Origin of the sequence: Rhodococcus sp. CX (genome assembly GCF_015865005.1) — a bacterium.
Lineage (GTDB): Bacteria > Actinomycetota > Actinomycetes > Mycobacteriales > Mycobacteriaceae > Rhodococcus.
In genome coordinates this window covers 39,370-55,781 of sequence record NZ_JADZGH010000091.1, presented here as the reverse complement: position 1 = coordinate 55,781, position 16,412 = coordinate 39,370, and the positions used below count along the sequence as shown (strand labels likewise).

Here is a 16,412-nt window from a genome sequence, read left to right as displayed (position 1 = left end):
CGAGGGCGGCCGGATCATCCCGCAGCTGTGGCATGTCGGGCCGCTGTGGGGCGCGATGACGAGCAACGTCGACCCGGCTCTGACGCCGATGCGCCCGTCGGGTGTGTGGGGCGAGCCCGGGGTCACGACCTATTCGGACGAGTACGTCGCGCAGGCCTCGCGGCCGTGCCGGCCGATGACCGACGACGACATCACCGACGTCATCTCCGCCTACGCGCGCGCGGCGCGGGCCGCGCTGGACGTCGGGTTCGACGGGGTCGCGCTGCACGGCGGTCACGGCTACCTGCTCGACGCGTTCCTGTGGGCGAGCACCAACCGTCGCGACGACGAGTGGGGCGGCGACCTGCAGCGACGTACCCGGTTCCCGGCCGCGGTGGTCGCGGCGATCCGCGCCGGGATCGGCGAGGACGCCCCGATCTTCTTCCGGTTCTCGCAGCACAAGCAGCAGGACTACACCGCGCGCATCGCGGAGACCCCGGACGAGCTGGGCACGATCCTCGGCACCCTCGCCGACGCGGGAGTGGACGTGTTCGACGCGAGCATCCGCCGCTTCGACGTCGCCGCGTTCGAGGGCAGCGACCTGTCGCTCGCGGGATGGGCGAAGAAACTCACCGGCGCGATGTCGATGGCCGTCGGCAGCGTCGGTATCGCAACGACGTTGCGGGAGACCCGCCTCGGCGTGGCCGCACCGTCCCGCGACAACATTCCCGAACTCGAGCGCCGGCTCGCGGCAGGCGAGTTCGATCTCGCCGCGATCGGGCGGCTGCATCTCGCCGATCCGCAGCTCGCCACGACCCTGCGTGCCGGTGGTCCTCTCCCCGAGTTCGATCAGGGCGTGCACGCACGCACCCTGACCTGACCCCCGCACCCGTGCGCGTTTTCGGTAGTCGGAACTACCAGAAACGCGCACAGGGTCGTCAGCGACGTTGGTCCAGCGCGGACATCAGGTAGGACACCGGTCGAACATAGTCGTCCGGATCCTGCTCACGGACCACCGGACGCTGCGGCCACGGCTTGTCCATGGCAGCCTCCACCACCGCACTGGCCTCCGCGATACGCGGATCCGCGAACAACGCCGCTTGGGTAGCACGACGACGTTCCACAAGCTCCGTGTGGGCACGTCCCATCACTTCGGTGATGTGTTCGGCGAGTGCTGCTCCGGTGCTCGCCAGCGCGCGGTCGTCGATTCGCAGCTGTTCGACGGATCCGTCGGCGCGCAGATGCACAGAGATCAGGTCGCTACTCGCGCTCGCGGTTACAGTCGTCACCTCGGAGACGAGGTCGTCGAGTCGGCCGACAAGCGGATCGGCGCCAGATCCATGCCGACGATCCCCCCGATGTGTGTCCATTCTCCCCTTTGTCCGAGTCGGGTACGCTACCAGTGCGTCATCGGGGGACGACGAAGTTTCGGGGGGATTCACGCGGTGTACGTCGATACTGCGCGGGTGCGTGAGCTCGCGGCCCACATCAGCGCTACCGGCACGGATGTCGGTGACCTACGCACGGCCGACAACTACCCGGCCGTTCGTAACGGTCTTCCGGGGTCGACAGTCGCGCCGGCAGCCTTGGCACTTGCACTTCTCGTCCATACGGCCATGCAGCAGGTTTCCGCGCAGCTCCTCGACTCGGAGAACCGCTTGATGGCTACCGCCGACATCTACGAGGTCACCGAAGACGACTTTGCGGCCGACCTTTCGATCCACGGGGAGCCTCTGTGGTGACTCCGACTGTCTCCCAAGTTCTCTCCTGGACACCGGAATCACTGCGGGGACTGTGCTCGGAGTGGAGAACCGCCGCCTCCACGACCGCCGACCGCATGAAAAGCGCGGGGACCGTGACCACGACTCCTACACATTTTGGGGTCCGGGCGCCGGTGATTCGATGCGCGACCGCGTTCACAGCATCCTCGACTCCGGGCGGAAACTCACCGCTGCTCTGGAGGACGCATGCACAACTCTCGAAGCACATCGAGGCCACCTTCAGGACGCGGTCGACGTCGCCGTGATGGCCATTCGAGCGACCATGTCAGCAGGATTCACCGTCGCCGACGACGGCATGGTCACTCCCCCGCCGGCAGTTCCGGATCCCGGGCACCCGAGCGGCTCGATGATCATCGAGCAAGCGGTTGCCCTCCAGAGCAAGGCAGACGAGTTCACCCGAATCATCACTCGGCATCTCGACCAGGTCGGTGTCGCCGACGACCGGGCCGCTGTCGCGCTCACCGAGATCCTCACCGACGTGCAGAAAGCTGTCGGTCTGGATCCTGTTCTGGGAGAGGCCTATCGATCGCTCGCCGTTGCCGACGCGGTTGCCGACGGGATCGCGGTACGCAACGGGCCCCTCGAGCCCGAGGATTACAACCGGATCTGCACAATCCTCGAAGCGAGCCGGCTCTCCCCGGCGCAGCTCGAAGCACTTGCACGCGGTGAAACCGTCGACAGTGTTCCGACCGTCGTCATGGACTACCTGCGCGACTTCTATCGAGAAGCAGGTTCCGACGGTCTACTCAACCTCGCGGAGGCCCTTCGGTCCCGCGAGCAGGCAGGCGATCCGCACGCCGCCGCGCAGCTCGACGCATTGGCCAACGGTCTGCTCACTATCTCGAACGACAACGTCGGCGACGGTTGGGTCGGTGGCAGCTATGACCTGCTTCCGGACGACTTGAGAGACACGTTGTCCCGAATCAACAGCCACTCGCTCGGACCCACCTACGACGCCCTCCACGACGTTACGACAGCCTACAATGAGGGGCGGATTCCAGAAGTCGCCGCTCTGTTGGCCGAGGCCAATCCGACTTTCGTTCCCGGGGTCGAGTTCGCGACCGAACTCGACCGAGCAGCGTCGAGCATGGTCGACGTATCGACGCCGTCAGGCAGTGCAACGCTTTTCGACACCACAGCTACGAAATTTCTGGAGATCGGCACACGAAACGAGGCTGCCTCGTACGAACTGCTCACCACTCCCGGAAATGCCCGGATATTGATACCGCTACTCGAACACGACTGGGGCGACGGAGGAGTCACCGCAGGGCGGCTCGTCGACTGGATCGCCCGAGACGCAGTGGTCACCGACCCCGACAACTCGACGCGCGCTGACCGCGCCGGTGAGGCTGCTCACTCCCTTGCCACCCTGATGTCATCCTCCGAGTCGGAAACACCCCTCGCCTTCACGGATCCCACGAACACCAACCCCTACGACCGGCTCATGAACATTCCCGGAGTCGGCGACGGAAAGTCATCGCTCGGAGAAGTGAATCCGGCACTGGCACAATCGATTGTCAGCTCTCTGCCTCCGTACGTGATCGATATGGTCACCAGCGACAGAACCTTGTCGACTACATCGAATTTCGGACAGCTCGGCCCCGTCGAGACAACTCGCCTGTTCTCCATTCTCGATGGTGATCCCCATGCCGGGACCCTCATCAGCGGGCACGCGCTCGCTGCTGCCGACGAGATCGATCGCGCGTTCGCACGTTCCGATCGCGAGCCTCCTCCGATCATGCTGGGTGAAACCTCCGGACGACTGCGCGCCGCGGTTGAGGGCGGGCTTGACATCGAAATCGGAGATCGGGTGAACGATCTGGACGAGCGCAAGGCGGAACGTGCGACAACTCGCGCTGGGTTCTTCGGCGCCGCGCAAGCAATCGGCGCCGGTGCGGTGAGCTACCTTCCACCGCCTTGGGGCGTCGCTGCATCGACTGGAACGTACGTCGCAGGCTCGTTCCTGTCGTCCGACATCATCGACGCGGACGGAAACCTGACAAACGAATTCGCACTGTCACCTCAGGCACGATTCAGGCTGGGCGCCGGTGAGTCCGGCACGCCGGACCAGACGCAGGTCACCGACAACGAGATCAGTTACATCATGTTCAGTGAACTGGTCGCATCCGGCCGAGTATCAGGCATCGAACTGCCCGAATACCTCTGGCGCGACTAACGTCTTGCCACGTATGCCGAGATCACCGATGGCGAGGAGTCGCACTCGGCCGAACTCGACAGGCTCGGCTCCGCGGCACGGCGCGGAATCGTCGAATACATGCCGGGCATCTTCGACGATGCCGGACTTCGATCCGTCGATGGGTACCTGCACCAGCACTCGATCGCTGTCAACTCATACCGCGACATGATCTTCGGACACGCAAGTCCACAGGACTCATTCGGAACCACGATTCGGGGGTCAGGCGATCCCACTTCGATGAGCAGGTGGCCCGCATGACAACCACCCGGCAACTCTCGGGAGTTCTTGCAGCGATTGCCATCGGCTCCGCCGCCGCCTGCCACTCGGCCGGTGAACCGACTACTGAGCGCAGCACGACCTCCACTGTGACGTCTCGGTACGCCGTCGCCGCATATCAAGTGCCCGAAAATATCCGGAACTCCACCGTCGTCTGGTCAGCCGAGCCCGCCATAGATCTCCACGGTGAGCAGGCGACGCTTGTCCGCGCCGCCGTCGAGGCCGACTGGATCGCCCTCGGGAGTCCACTTACCAAGAGCTACCCAGGCTATGAACGTGCCATCGATACCGATTCCAAGGCATCCTACGAAAGGTTCGGTTCCGAGGCAGCCCGGGAATTCGGTACCGCCTACCGCCACATCATGCGCATCGAACCCCTGGAGGACGGATTCGTCGCACACACATGCCATCAAACCTCGAACGTAGCTGTCGAAAGGGAACCTGGTCGGTACCTTCGTCGGATTTACGGTGGAGACTTCGAAACTGCCATCACGTTCAAGCGCGTGGGAACGGCGACCGTACCGGGAACGCCGGAACCGACAGCGACGGCCGAAAAGGAGGAATCCGGCCGCCCTCAATGGCAGGCTCCCACCTACGACCTCTTCACCGGTTGGAACATCATCCGCGGTGACTGGTCCGGATCCGAGCACACCCAGGCCTGCCGACAGTGGGGACGACAACTCGTCACCGAAGCTCCCGAGCAGGGCACCATCGAAGTCTGGTCCGACACTCCACCCGAAACCCTGCCCGCGTTTCCCGGGTGGTGATGGCTGATGCGAAATTCATAAACGGGACCCGTGCGCGTTCCTGGTAGTTGGAGCTACCAGAAACACGCACGGGGCAGCGGGAGTGTCAGTCCGCGGTCCGCCGCGGGATCATCACCGTGAGCGCGATGGCCACGACCGTGCAGATCACGATCATGGCACCGACGAGGTTCAGGCCGGTGATCGTCATCGCACCCTGCGACGTGACCGTCGCGGTCAGGATCATCGTCGCGAGCGACGTGCCGACGCCCTGGCCCGCCATCCGCAGCACGGTCTGGGTGCCGGTCGTCTCGCTGGTGTTGCGTTCCGGCACGGACTCGACGACGAGGATGGGCAGCGCGGTGTATGCGAACGCCGTCGCGACCGACACCACGACCACCATCGCGGTCATCGCAAGTTCCGAACTGTGCGCGGTCAGCATCACGACGACACCGACGACGAACAGCGCGCTGCCGAGCAGCATCGACATCCGCGCGCCCACGGCCGCGGCGATCCGGCCGCTGATCGGTGTGCACGCGAATCCGAACAGCGAACCTATGAACGACAGCCACCCGGCGTGCGTCGCGGACAGACCCAGCCCGAACGACCCGGTCGTCGGGGACTGCATCACGATCGGGATGATCATGGTCACCACGCCCAGCGGACCCATCGCGATCGCGAGCGTCGCGAGCATCGTCAGGGAGAACTTGCGATCGGCGAACAGGCGCACGCTGATGAGCGGGTTCGGGACCTTCAGTTCCCACCGCACGAGCAACGCGAGCCCGGCGAGTCCACCGATGACGAGCGCGAGGAACCGCGGGTCGGACCAGCCCCACGCGCCGACCTTGTTGATGCCCAGCAGCACCGCGGCGACGGATGCGGCGAACAGGACGGCGCCGATGTAGTCGATCGCCTCCTTCGTTCCCTTCGGGGGTCGCCAGGGCAGAACGAACAGCACGAGGAACAACGCGAACAGCGAGTAGGCTGCAGCGACCACGAAGATCATGTGCCAGCTCGCGTAGTCGATGAGCAGCCCGGCGACGAGCAGCGAGGCGGCACCGGCGGTCACCGCGGTGCCCGAGATCAGCGCGACGGCGACGGGTACACGCGCGGGGGGAAGGTGCTCACGTGCCAGGCCGATGCACAGCGGCAGGATCGCGCCGGCCACGCCCTGGATCGTCCGGCCGACGATGATGCTGCCGAGGCTGTCGCCCAGGGCGCTGATGAGCGAGCCGAGGGCTGCGAGGGCGAGCAGGACGACCAACACGCGTTCGCGGCCGTACATGTCGCCCAGCCGGCCACATGCGGCCGCGGACGCCGCGGCCACCAGGAGGAACGCCGTGACGGCCCAGCCGACCGTGGTGGCGTCGCTGCCGAAATCCTTGATGAGCGTGGGGATCGCGGCGTACATCATCGATGTTTCGAAGGCGCTGATGATCTCGACGGCGATCAGCACCGCCACGATCACCCAGACGGGACGTTGGCGGGCGTAGCGCCCCTTGGCCGGTGGATCGGGAATCAGAGGTTCGACTCGAGTCGCATCGGAAGTCACAGATTCGGTTCCAGACTTTTCGGCGCACCGCGTATTGCGGTACGCGGGTGAAGGGAGAGGGAGGGAACGACGGCAACAGCCGTGTCCCACATCACTTTCCCGCTCCGAATGTGCCTGCCGCCTCCGCGGTCTCACTCAGCAGGAACCAAAAAGGAAGACGCCCAACGTATGTCGTGGGCGTCTTCCTCGAAACTTCTCGTGCGCGTTTTCGGTAGCGGGAACTACCGAAAACGCGCACGGGGCAGGTCAGCGGTTCAGCAGCGCGCGCATCGCCTCGGCCGCGCCGCGGACCAGTGCGTCGCGCGGGAATCCGCTGCGCTTGACTGCAGCCTTGTAGTTGCCGCCCGCAACCCACACCGGGCCGTCGGCGAGGTGCTCGAGACCTTCGCGGGCGACCTCCTCCGGCTCGGACACGAGCATGCCCGGCACGTCGAAGTTCAGCCCGGCACGTTCCATCGCGGGGGTACGGGTGACACCGAGAACCAGTTCGAGAACGTCGACGCCGTACGGCGCGAGCTCGAGCCACAGGCTCTCCGCGAACACCCGGCTGAAGGCCTTCGACGCCGCGTAGATGCTCTGGTGCTCCGAACCCATGTACCCGGCAAGGGATCCGAGCAACATGATCCCGCCGCGACCCATGTCCTTCATGCGCGCCCCGAACAGGTGCGCGAGCTCGACCTGCCGGTGCACGTTCAGATCGATGACGCCGCGGAAACCGTCGAGGTCGCCGGTGACGAACTCGTGGCCGTAGCTGTTGGCGCCGGCGTTGAAGATGAACAGTCCCACCTCGAGGTCCGCGGTGGCCGTGCGGATCTGCTCGACGGCGTCGTCGGCGAGCAGATCCAGTGCGAGCGTGCGCACCTCGACGCCGTGCTCGCGCACCGCGGCGGCGGTGTCCTCGAGCGGCCCCGGCTTGCGGGCGATCAGCAGCAGATCGAACCCGGCGCGGCCGAGTTCGTCGGCAAAGGCAGCGCCGACTCCCTCGGAGCCACCGGCGATCACCGCCCACCTGCCGTAACGGGCACTGTCGATCTGCAGGGTTTCGCTCATCACTGTCCTTCGGATTCCGTTGTTACGCGAGCCGACACGAATCGGATCGAACTACTGGAGGATCGGGCCGGGAATAGGCGCGTCGTCGAGGACGTCGATCAGCCCCTCGGTCGCGGCGCGGGCCACACCGGCTTCCAACGCCGAACACGTCAGGACCGGTGCACCCGGCCGGCGACCCGATCCCGCCGCATTGCCGAGCTCATGACAGCGGCTGCGCGCCTGCGCGTTCCACTGGACCTCGGTGTGCTCCCAGCTGTTCTTCCGCACGAGCACCTGGGCCTGGCACTCACTGCACCGCAGGGGCTGCATCCGTGTCCGCCTTCGCCGCCCGGGCGGCGACGTTCGCTTCGACTTCCTTCATCCACGCCGCGACCGGACGCGTGGTGTCCATCTCGAACTCGAACCGGTCGGTCATCTCCGGGGTCACGTCCGCGACGTCGACGTAGAACTGCTCGTACCAGCGGCGCAGCTGGTAGACCGGGCCGTCCTCCTCGCACAGCAGCGGGTTCTCGATGCGGGTCTTGTTCTTCCAGATCTCGATGTCCTGCTCGAAACCGCGGGCGATGAAATCACCGAACTTCCTGGCGGTTTCGAGGGCGACATCGTCGGGCAGCTGCGGCGACTTCTTGACGATCATGCCGTACATCAGCACGAACTTGTCGGCCGAGACCGGGTAGTGGCAGTTGAGCAGAACCGACTCGATGTCGTAGCCCTCGTACTCGTACTTCAGGTCGTCGATCATGAACGACGGTCCGAAGTACGAGGCCTCCGAGCGGCTGCCCAGCATCTTCGGCTGCCCCTCGGTGTTCGGGCGCATGTCGTCACGTGCCTTGCCGTGCATGACCTGGGTCGCGACGTGACCTTCGAAGATGTTCTTGAAGAACGTCGGGAACGAGTAGTGCACGTAGAAGAAGTGCGCCATGTCGACGATGTTGTCGATGATCTCGCGGCAGTTGGTGTCGACCTCGGTGGTGTACCAGACCCAGTCGGTCCACTCGTCGCTGGTGGCACCCTCGATGCGCGGGATCGTGACGTCGGCCGGCGGCGGGTTGCCCTCGGGGTCGTGCCAGACGAAGAACAGACCGTCCTGGTCGAGGGTGCGCCACGCGCGGGTCTTCGCGAGCGGCGGGACCCGGCGGGCGTAGGGGATGTTGGTGCACTTGCCCTTGCCGCCCCAGCGCCAGTCGTGGAACGGGCAGGCGATGTCGTCGCCCTTGATCGTTCCCTGGCTGAGGTCGCCGCCCATGTGCCTGCAGTACCCGTCGAGAACCTGCAGTTCCCCGGCGGTGTCGGCCCACACGACGAGTTTGGTGCCGAACGCCTCGACGGAGTGCGGCTTCCCGTCCCGGAAGCTCTCCGCCAGACCGAGGCAGTGCCAGCCGCGGGCGAAGCGGGTGGGAGCGGTACCGGTGACGATCTCGCGGATGTCGGAAGTACCGGTGGTTTCCAAGCTCACGGCTGGCCGTCCTTTCGGCAGTGATGGTCGGTGGGATCGAAAGTGCTACTGAGGTTTCCGTGCTCCTTCGATCCTCACGGTAGGTGAGTCCGGAAGCGGCGGAATCGCAGGTCCCACTCGCCGGGATCCGGGGTCGGGCTCAGGCGACCGGCGCCGGGAGCAGCGCCGCGCGACCGTTCGCGACGAAGTCGCGTTCGATGTCGGCGCGGGTCGATTCGTCGAGCAGAACGTATTCAGGGGTGCGCCCGACACGCACGTAGACGGGGTCGTCGGTGTACCACGCGACCACCCGCAACGGCGCCTTGTCGATCTTGTTGCTGCCGGTCAGCGGAATCCGGTCGGTGACCCGCACGAACCGCGGCCACCACTTGTCCCCCATGTCCGGTTGTTCGGCCAGCTCACGGCCGAAGGCGACCGGGTCGAACACGGCACCGGCGTCGAGTTCGACGGCACACATCACCTGATCGCCGGTCGTCGGGTCCGGCACCGCGAACACCGGGGCCGACAGCACGCCGGGAAGGCGCTGCAGGATCCGTTCGACGGGCGCGGCGGCGAAGTTCTCGCTGTCCACGCGCAGCCAGTCCGAAGCCCGTCCCGCGAAGTAGAAGTAGCCGTCGGCGTCGCGGTAACCGAGGTCGCCGGTCCAGAAGTCGTCGCCGCGGATCCGGTCCGCGGCGGCACCCGGGTTCTTGTAGTAGCCCTCGAACGAGGCGGCCGCACCGATCGCGACGATCTGCCCGATCGCCTCCGGGTTCAGCAGCCGGCCCGTCTCGTCGAACCGAGCCCGGGGGCATTCGAGCCCCGTGTTCTCGTCGAGGATGCGGGCGTCGGTGCCGCCGGCGGCGACCCCGAGCGACCCGGGCGGAGTGTCGGGGGTGCGGTTGATGCGCAGGACGCCCTCGCTCGAGCCGTAGCCCTCGATGACGGTGCAGCCGAACCGCTCGGAGAACCGGGCGACGTCGACCTCGGATGCTTCGGTGCCGAACGCCACCTCGAGGGTTCCGGTGCGGTCGCGGGGGTCCTCGGGCCGGTTCAGCACGTACGACAGGGCGCGGCCGACGTAGTTGACGAAGGTCGCGCCGAACCGGTGGATGTCCTCCGAGAAGCGGCTCGCGGAGAACTTGCGGATCAGGCCGACGGTCGCGCCGACCCGCATCGCGGTGCCGAGGTTGAGCATGACGGCGTTCCCGTGGAACAGCGGCATGCACAGGTACGCGACCGAGTCGCGGCGCATGTGGGTGCGTTCGACGAGCACGTCGACGAGCCGCCCGAGCCGGCCCTGCGTGACGATCACCGCCTTCGGGCGGCCGGTGGACCCGGAGCTGAACAGCAGCAGCGCGATGTCGTCGGCTGCGGGCACCGTGTCGGGCAGAGCGGACCCGCGGTGCGGTTCGAGGAACCGCGTGTAGGCGGGCGTATCGATGTCGAGGATGCGGTCCGCGGGCAGTCCGTGGCCGGTGCCGTCGACGAGGTGCGCCAGGCGTGATTCGGTGACGAGGAGATCCACGTCGGCCTGGCGGATGTCCTCGGCGAGCTCCGGGCCGCTGCGGCTGGCGTTGATCCCCACGACCACGGCTCCGGCGAGGGCACCGGCCCCGATCCAGAACACGAAGTCCGGCACGTTCTCGAGCAGCACCCCGATGTGGCGTTGCCGGCCGGCCGGGGCGGGCACGGCCGCGACGAGCGCGGCGGCACGATCCGCGCTCTGCTGCACCACCTCGTCCCAGGTCCACTGCCGGTCCTCGAACCGCACTCCGACCTTGTCGTCGCCCTTGCGGGCACGTACGACTTCGGCGAACGTCTGCACTGCCACCTCCGAATCGTTGCCGGCGCCCGCACGCGGACGCCCGGGCAAGCACGTTAGGAGCGCGGCCACCCCGGGCATCTGTGCAGGTCCCACTCACCGGTACGTTCGGATGGCGGCGCGACGGGCGTGAGAGTCTTCGGCCGGACGTTCGGTCGAGAAGGGAGGCCCGCGATGACCGTGCCACCCGATCCGGAGCAGTACCTCGACCAGCTGGTCTCGCGTCTGACGGGGCGCGGCGGCGCCTTCGAGATCGTGATGAGCGACGTGCTGGGCGCCGAGATGCCCGTCATGCGCAACCGTGACACCGCCGTCGCGGATCTGCTGGAGCGGTCACAGGCCTGGGGCGACCGGGAGTATCTCGTGACGGCGACGCGGCGGATCTCGTTCGCCGAGCACGCGCGGGATGCGTACGCGCTCGCGGCGGCCCTGCAGCAGCGGTACGGCGTCGGGGTCGGCGACCGCGTCGCGATCCTGTCGGCGAACCGGCCCGAGTGGGTCACCGCGTTCTGGGCGACGCAGGCGCTCGGTGCGATCACCGTCGGACTGAACGCGTGGTGGGCGCAGCCCGAGATCGAATTCGGGATCCGCAACTCCGCGCCGCGGGTGGTGTTCGCGGACGAGCCGCGCGCCGAGGCCCTCTCCGGGCGCAGCCCGCACGGCACGATCGTGCTGACCGTCGAGGACGATTTCCCGCGGCTGATCGCCGAGTTCGCCGGGATGCGACCGCCGCCGCCGCGCGTGGACGAGGACGATCCGGCCGTCCTGCTCTACACCTCGGGTACGAGCGGCGACCCGAAGGGCGCGTTGCATTCACAGCGGAATCTGTTGGCGGTCACGGACTATCACCGGTTCGCCGATGCGATCTCCACGACTTGGTGCGGGGAGGTGTACGACCGGGACGCCCCGCACGAGGCGCGGTACCTGCTGACCTCTCCCCTGTGCCACATCACCAGCCTGCACAACACGATCGTCCCGCGGCTCGCGACCGGCAGCACCGTCGTGATGAACCAGGGATGGTTCGACGTGCACCGCGTCCTCGAGATCATCGAGAACGAGCAGATCACGCATTGGAACGCGGTCCCCTCGATGGCCGCGCGGATGCTCGAGATCCCCGACCTGGACCGGTACGACCTGGGTTCGCTGACCCGGTTCACCCTGTCGTCGGAACCGACGTCCCCCGAGTTCAAGCAGCGGCTGCGGGAGCGGCTGCCGTTCGGCCGGTACGCGGTCGTCGACAGCTACAGCATGACCGAGTGCAGCACGTCGATCGCGGTGGCCAGCGCGCAGGATCTCGAGCGGTATCCGGGCACGGTGGGTCCACCGGTGATCACGGTGAGCATGGAGATCCGGGACGAGCACGGCGGGTGGCTGCCGGACGGTCGCGTCGGCGAGGTGTGCGTGCGCAGCCCGTTCGTGATGCTCGGCTACTGGGGCGACGAGGCCGCGACCGCGGCGGCGATCACCCCCGATCGGTGGCTGCGGACCGGCGACCTGGGCGTGGTCGAGAACGGCCGGCTGCGCCTGCTGGGCAGGCGTGCCGATCTGATCCGGCAGAACGGCGAGGACATCTACCCGTCGGAGATCGAACGGGTACTCGGCGCGCACCCCGCCGTGCGGGAATGCCTGGTCATCGGCGATCCGCATCCCGAGTGGGGCGAGGAGGTGTGCGCGGTCGTCGTTCTCGCCCCCGGAAGGGAGGCGACGAAGGAGGAACTGACCGCCTATCTCGCCGATCGGCTCGCGTACTTCAAGGTGCCCACCCGCTGGAAGATCACGCGGAATCTTCTGCCGCGCAACACAACCGGCAAGATCGTCCGGCGTCACCCCTGGACGGAAGACCCGTCCGGGCACTGAGTCCGGCTCCACCACCACATGGCGGACCCTGTGCCGCGGAGCGGGCGTGTGCTAGCTTACCAAGCAATCGCTTGGTTCGGTACCGACGTAAGGAACATGCCATGGGCATCACCTCCACCTCCGACGGCGCGGGAATCACCACGGTCACCGTCGACTACCCGCCCGTGAACGCCATTCCGTCCGCCGGGTGGTTCGAACTGGCCGACGCGGTCCTCGCCGCCGGCAAGGACCCGGACACCCACGTCGTGATCCTGCGGTCCGAGGGTCGCGGCTTCAACGCCGGCGTGGACATCAAGGAAATGCAGGCCACCGAGGGGTACGACGCGCTCATCGCCGCCAACCACGGCTGCGCCGCCGCGTTCTCCGCCGTCTACGACTGCGAGGTCCCGGTCGTGGTCGCCGTCAACGGCTTCTGCGTGGGCGGCGGCATCGGCCTGGTCGGCAACGCAGACGTCATCGTCGCGTCCGACGACGCGGTCTTCGGGCTTCCCGAGGTCGACCGCGGCGCGCTCGGCGCCGCCACCCACCTGTCGCGCCTGGTCCCGCAGCACCTGATGCGCACCCTGTACTACACGGCGCAGAACGTCACCGCGCAGCAGCTGCACCACTTCGGCTCCGTCTACAAGGTGGTGCCGCGCGCCGAACTCGACGCCGCCGCCCGCGAGGTCGCCGGCCTGATCGCCGCGAAGGACACCCGCGTGATCCGCCGCGCGAAGGAAGCGATCAACCGCATCGACCCGGTGGACGTGAAGAACGCCTACCGCCTCGAACAGGGATTCACCTTCGAGCTGAACCTCGCCGGCGTCGCCGACGAGCACCGCGACGAATTCGTCGCGACCGGCAAGCCGCGCGCGAACAAGTAGGGAGAGAAAAACAGTGCGTGACAAGAGGATTACTCTCGACGACGCCGTCGGGCAGCTGCGCAGCGGCATGACCATCGGACTCGGCGGCTGGGGTTCGCGACGCAAGCCCATGGCGTTCGTGCGCGCGATCCTGCGCTCGGACGTGAAGGATCTGACCGTCGTCACCTACGGCGGTCCGGACCTGGGTCTGTTGTGCTCGGCCGGCAAGGTCAAGAAGGCGTACTACGGTTTCGTGTCGCTCGATTCGGCCCCGTTCTACGATCCGTGGTTCTCCAAGGCCCGCACCGAGGGCGCCATCGTCGCCCGCGAGATGGACGAGGGCATGGTCAAGTGCGGTCTCGAAGCCGCGGCCGCGCGCCTGCCGTTCCTGCCGATCCGCGCCGGCCTCGGTTCGGACGTGCAGAACTTCTGGGGCGACGAACTGCAGACCGTCACCTCCCCGTACCCGGACGCCTCCGGCAAGCACGAGACCCTGATCGCGATGCCCGCCCTGAACCTGGACGTGGCCTTCGTGCACCTGAACATCGGTGACGCCCACGGCAATGCGGGTTACCAGGGCGTCGACCCGTACTTCGACGACCTGTACTGCTTGGCCGCCGAGAAGCGCTTCGTCTCCGTGGAGAAGATCGTCGAGACCGAGCAGCTCGTCAAAGAGGTTCCGCTGCAGCAGCTGATCCTCAACCGCATGATGGTCGACGGTGTCGTCGAGGCCCCGAACGGCGCCCACTTCACCCTCGCCGGCGAGTCCTACGGCCGCGACGAGAAGTTCCAGCGCCACTACGCCGAGGCCGCCAAGACCCCCGAGTCGTGGCAGGCGTTCGTCGACCGGTTCCTGTCCGGATCCGAGGACGACTACCAGGCCGCCGTCGAGAAATTCGCTGAGGAGCAGGCATGACCTCCACCGAAACCGTTACCCGGGCCGAGTACTGCGCGATCGCGTGCGCCGACATCTTCGCCGGCGCCGGCGAGATCATGGCCAGCCCGATGTCGACGATGTCGCAGATCGGTGCCCGCCTGGCGCGTCTGACCACCGAGCCCGACCTGCTCATCACCGACGGTGAGGCACTGATTCTCGCCGACACCCCCGCGGTCGGCGCGAAGGGTGCGATCGAGGGCTGGATGCCGTTCCGCAAGGTGTTCGACGTCGTCGCCTCCGGCCGGCGCCATGTCGTCATGGGCGCCAACCAGATCGACCGCTACGGCAACCAGAACCTGTCTGCGTTCGGCCCGCTGCAGCAGCCGACCCGCCAGATGTTCGGCGTCCGCGGCGCCCCGGGCAACACCATCAACCACGCCACCAGCTACTGGGTCGGCAAGCACAACAAGCGCGTGTTCTGCGACAAGGTCGACGTCGTCGCCGGTGTGGGCTGGGACAAGGTCGATCCGGAGAACCCGGCATACAAGTACCTGAACGTGTACCGCGTCGTCACCAACCTCGGCGTCTTCGACTTCGGCGGCCCCGGCCACACCTTCCGCGCGCTGAGCCTGCACCCCGGCGTCACCGCCGACGAGGTCGCGGACAACACCTCCTTCGAGGTCGCGGACCTGGCCGACGCCGGGGTCACCCGCGAACCCACCGCCGAGGAACTGCGGATCATCCGTGAGGTCCTGGATCCGAGGAACCTGCGCGACCGCGAGGTCGCCGCATGAGCACCCCCCATATCGAGACGGCGCTGACGAAGCTGGTCGGGATCGAGCATCCGATCGTGCAGACCGGCATGGGCTGGGTGTCCGGCCCCCGCCTGACCGCGGCCACCTGCAATGCCGGCGGGCTCGGCATCCTGGCGTCCGCGACGATGACCTACGACGAGCTCGAGGCCGCCGTCGCGAAGACGAAGTCGTTGACGGACAAGCCTTTCGGCGTGAACATCCGCGCCGACGCGTCGGACGCCGCGCAGCGCATCGACCTGCTCATCCGCGAAAACGTCAAGGTCGCCTCGTTCGCGCTGGCACCGAAGAAGGATCTGATCGCCAAGCTCAAGGATCACGGCATCGTCGTGATCCCGTCGATCGGCGCCGCCAAGCACGCGGTGAAGGTCGCGTCGTGGGGCGCCGACGCGGTGATCGTCCAGGGCGGCGAGGGTGGCGGCCACACCGGTGGTGTCGCCACGACGCTGCTGCTGCCGTCCGTGCTCGACGCCGTCGACATCCCGGTGGTCGCCGGGGGCGGATTCTTCGACGGCCGCGGGCTCGCGGCGGCGCTGGCGTATGGTGCGGCGGGCGTGGCCATGGGTACCCGGTTCCTGCTCACCAGCGACTCCGCGGTGCCGGATTCGGTGAAGCAGCAGTACCTTTCGCGCGGGCTGCAGGACACCACCGTGTCCGTGAAGGTCGACGGCATGCCGCATCGGGTCCTCAACACGGACCTGGTCGACGCGCTCGAGAAGTCCAGCTATGCGAAGGGACTCGTCGCGGCGACGAAGAACGCGATGAAGTTCAAGTCGATGACCGGCATGAAGTGGTCGACGCTCGTCAAGGACGGGTTGGCCATGAAGCGGTCCGGCGACCGGACGTGGCAGCAGATCATCATGGCCGCGAACACCCCGATGCTGCTCAAGGCCGGACTGGTCGAGGGCAACACCGAAGCCGGGGTGCTGGCGTCCGGTCAGGTGGTCGGCATGATCGACGATTTGCCGAGCTGCCGGGAACTGATCGACCGCATCGTGGCCGAGGCCGTCGAACGCATCGACGCACTGGCTGCGCTGCGCTGATTGCGCAGTACGCGAGTATTCGCAGCACCGGAGCTTCACAGAACCCGAGCGCCGTCCCGCAGTTCCGTCGCGGGGCGGCGCTTCGGCGTGCGGAGGTACTTCACAGAGCACACCGTCGTCCGTTAACGTCAAGAATGTCGTTC

Annotated in this window: 15 protein-coding genes; 9 read left to right on the top strand and 6 right to left on the bottom strand. The window is 67.0% G+C overall.

Annotated features, from left to right (window positions below):
• On the top strand, positions 1 to 859 hold an 859-nt coding region (locus tag I0Q12_RS09870; RefSeq protein ID WP_231610369.1), incomplete at its 5' end, for a 12-oxophytodienoate reductase.
• A 58-nt stretch (positions 860 to 917) separates the two neighbouring features.
• Here the strand turns inward: I0Q12_RS09870 and I0Q12_RS09865 are convergent.
• Complete coding sequence (locus I0Q12_RS09865; RefSeq protein ID WP_197251752.1) at positions 918 to 1,268, bottom strand: hypothetical protein; 351 nt, start codon at positions 1,266 to 1,268, stop codon at positions 918 to 920.
• A 177-nt stretch (positions 1,269 to 1,445) separates the two neighbouring features.
• Here I0Q12_RS09865 and I0Q12_RS09860 point away from each other — a divergent pair, with 177 nt between their 5' ends.
• The 3 genes from I0Q12_RS09860 (at position 1,446) to I0Q12_RS09850 (ending at position 5,000) form a co-directional block, all read left to right on the top strand.
• The gene (locus I0Q12_RS09860; RefSeq protein ID WP_197251751.1) at positions 1,446 to 1,721 is read left to right on the top strand and encodes a hypothetical protein; all 276 of its coding nucleotides are present in this window, start codon (positions 1,446 to 1,448) and stop codon (positions 1,719 to 1,721) included.
• Positions 1,722 to 1,782: 61 nt separating this feature from the next.
• Positions 1,783 to 3,936: a hypothetical protein gene (locus I0Q12_RS09855; protein ID WP_197251750.1), complete on the top strand. Its 2,154-nt coding sequence runs from the start codon at positions 1,783 to 1,785 to the stop codon at positions 3,934 to 3,936.
• Between the two features lie 275 nt (positions 3,937 to 4,211).
• The gene (locus I0Q12_RS09850; RefSeq protein WP_197251749.1) at positions 4,212 to 5,000 is read left to right on the top strand and encodes a hypothetical protein; all 789 of its coding nucleotides are present in this window, start codon (positions 4,212 to 4,214) and stop codon (positions 4,998 to 5,000) included.
• Positions 5,001 to 5,085: 85 nt separating this feature from the next.
• Here the strand turns inward: I0Q12_RS09850 and I0Q12_RS09845 are convergent, their stop codons facing one another.
• From I0Q12_RS09845 to I0Q12_RS09825, 5 genes are all read right to left on the bottom strand, one after another.
• The gene (locus I0Q12_RS09845) at positions 5,086 to 6,444 is read right to left on the bottom strand and encodes an MFS transporter (protein ID WP_197251767.1); all 1,359 of its coding nucleotides are present in this window, start codon (positions 6,442 to 6,444) and stop codon (positions 5,086 to 5,088) included.
• Between the two features lie 330 nt (positions 6,445 to 6,774).
• Positions 6,775 to 7,578 (bottom strand): SDR family oxidoreductase, encoded by an 804-nt coding sequence (locus I0Q12_RS09840; RefSeq protein WP_197251748.1) that lies wholly within the window; start codon positions 7,576 to 7,578, stop codon positions 6,775 to 6,777.
• Between the two features lie 51 nt (positions 7,579 to 7,629).
• The gene (locus I0Q12_RS09835) at positions 7,630 to 7,845 is read right to left on the bottom strand and encodes a hypothetical protein (protein WP_374068679.1); all 216 of its coding nucleotides are present in this window, start codon (positions 7,843 to 7,845) and stop codon (positions 7,630 to 7,632) included.
• Between the two features lie 19 nt (positions 7,846 to 7,864).
• Positions 7,865 to 9,034, bottom strand: coding sequence for a Rieske 2Fe-2S domain-containing protein (locus I0Q12_RS09830; protein ID WP_197251746.1), 1,170 nt, complete (start codon positions 9,032 to 9,034; stop codon positions 7,865 to 7,867).
• A gap of 139 nt (positions 9,035 to 9,173) precedes the next feature.
• Positions 9,174 to 10,841 (bottom strand): AMP-binding protein, encoded by a 1,668-nt coding sequence (locus tag I0Q12_RS09825; RefSeq protein ID WP_307846155.1) that lies wholly within the window; start codon positions 10,839 to 10,841, stop codon positions 9,174 to 9,176.
• A 171-nt stretch (positions 10,842 to 11,012) separates the two neighbouring features.
• Between I0Q12_RS09825 and I0Q12_RS09820 the strand changes: the two genes are divergently transcribed.
• The 5 genes from I0Q12_RS09820 (at position 11,013) to I0Q12_RS09800 (ending at position 16,269) form a co-directional block, all read left to right on the top strand.
• Positions 11,013 to 12,695 carry a class I adenylate-forming enzyme family protein gene (locus tag I0Q12_RS09820; RefSeq protein WP_197251745.1) on the top strand — a complete coding sequence of 561 codons (1,683 nt, stop codon included), beginning with the start codon at positions 11,013 to 11,015 and terminating at the stop codon, positions 12,693 to 12,695.
• Between the two features lie 101 nt (positions 12,696 to 12,796).
• Entirely contained in the window at positions 12,797 to 13,558 is a 762-nt protein-coding gene (echA20, locus tag I0Q12_RS09815; RefSeq protein ID WP_197251744.1) for a (7aS)-7a-methyl-1,5-dioxo-2,3,5,6,7,7a-hexahydro-1H-indene-carboxyl-CoA hydrolase, read from the top strand.
• A 13-nt stretch (positions 13,559 to 13,571) separates the two neighbouring features.
• Positions 13,572 to 14,453 (top strand): cholesterol ring-cleaving hydrolase subunit IpdA, encoded by an 882-nt coding sequence (gene ipdA, locus I0Q12_RS09810; RefSeq protein WP_197251743.1) that lies wholly within the window; start codon positions 13,572 to 13,574, stop codon positions 14,451 to 14,453.
• Complete coding sequence (ipdB, locus tag I0Q12_RS09805; RefSeq protein ID WP_197251742.1) at positions 14,450 to 15,208, top strand: cholesterol ring-cleaving hydrolase subunit IpdB; 759 nt, start codon at positions 14,450 to 14,452, stop codon at positions 15,206 to 15,208. The genes ipdA and ipdB overlap by 4 nt, the downstream gene beginning before the upstream one ends.
• Complete coding sequence (locus I0Q12_RS09800) at positions 15,205 to 16,269, top strand: nitronate monooxygenase family protein (protein ID WP_197251741.1); 1,065 nt, start codon at positions 15,205 to 15,207, stop codon at positions 16,267 to 16,269. Before ipdB ends, I0Q12_RS09800 begins: the two co-directional genes overlap by 4 nt.
• Positions 16,270 to 16,412 lie beyond the last annotated feature (143 nt).

Coding starts and splice junctions, on each gene's coding strand:
- I0Q12_RS09850 (WP_197251749.1), top strand. CDS start 4,212: ATGACAACCACCCGGCAACTCTCGGGAGTTCTTGCAGCGATTGCCATC.
- I0Q12_RS09840 (WP_197251748.1), bottom strand. CDS start 7,578: ATGAGCGAAACCCTGCAGATCGACAGTGCCCGTTACGGCAGGTGGGCG.
- I0Q12_RS09820 (WP_197251745.1), top strand. CDS start 11,013: ATGACCGTGCCACCCGATCCGGAGCAGTACCTCGACCAGCTGGTCTCG.
- echA20 (WP_197251744.1), top strand. CDS start 12,797: ATGGGCATCACCTCCACCTCCGACGGCGCGGGAATCACCACGGTCACC.
- ipdB (WP_197251742.1), top strand. CDS start 14,450: ATGACCTCCACCGAAACCGTTACCCGGGCCGAGTACTGCGCGATCGCG.
- I0Q12_RS09800 (WP_197251741.1), top strand. CDS start 15,205: ATGAGCACCCCCCATATCGAGACGGCGCTGACGAAGCTGGTCGGGATC.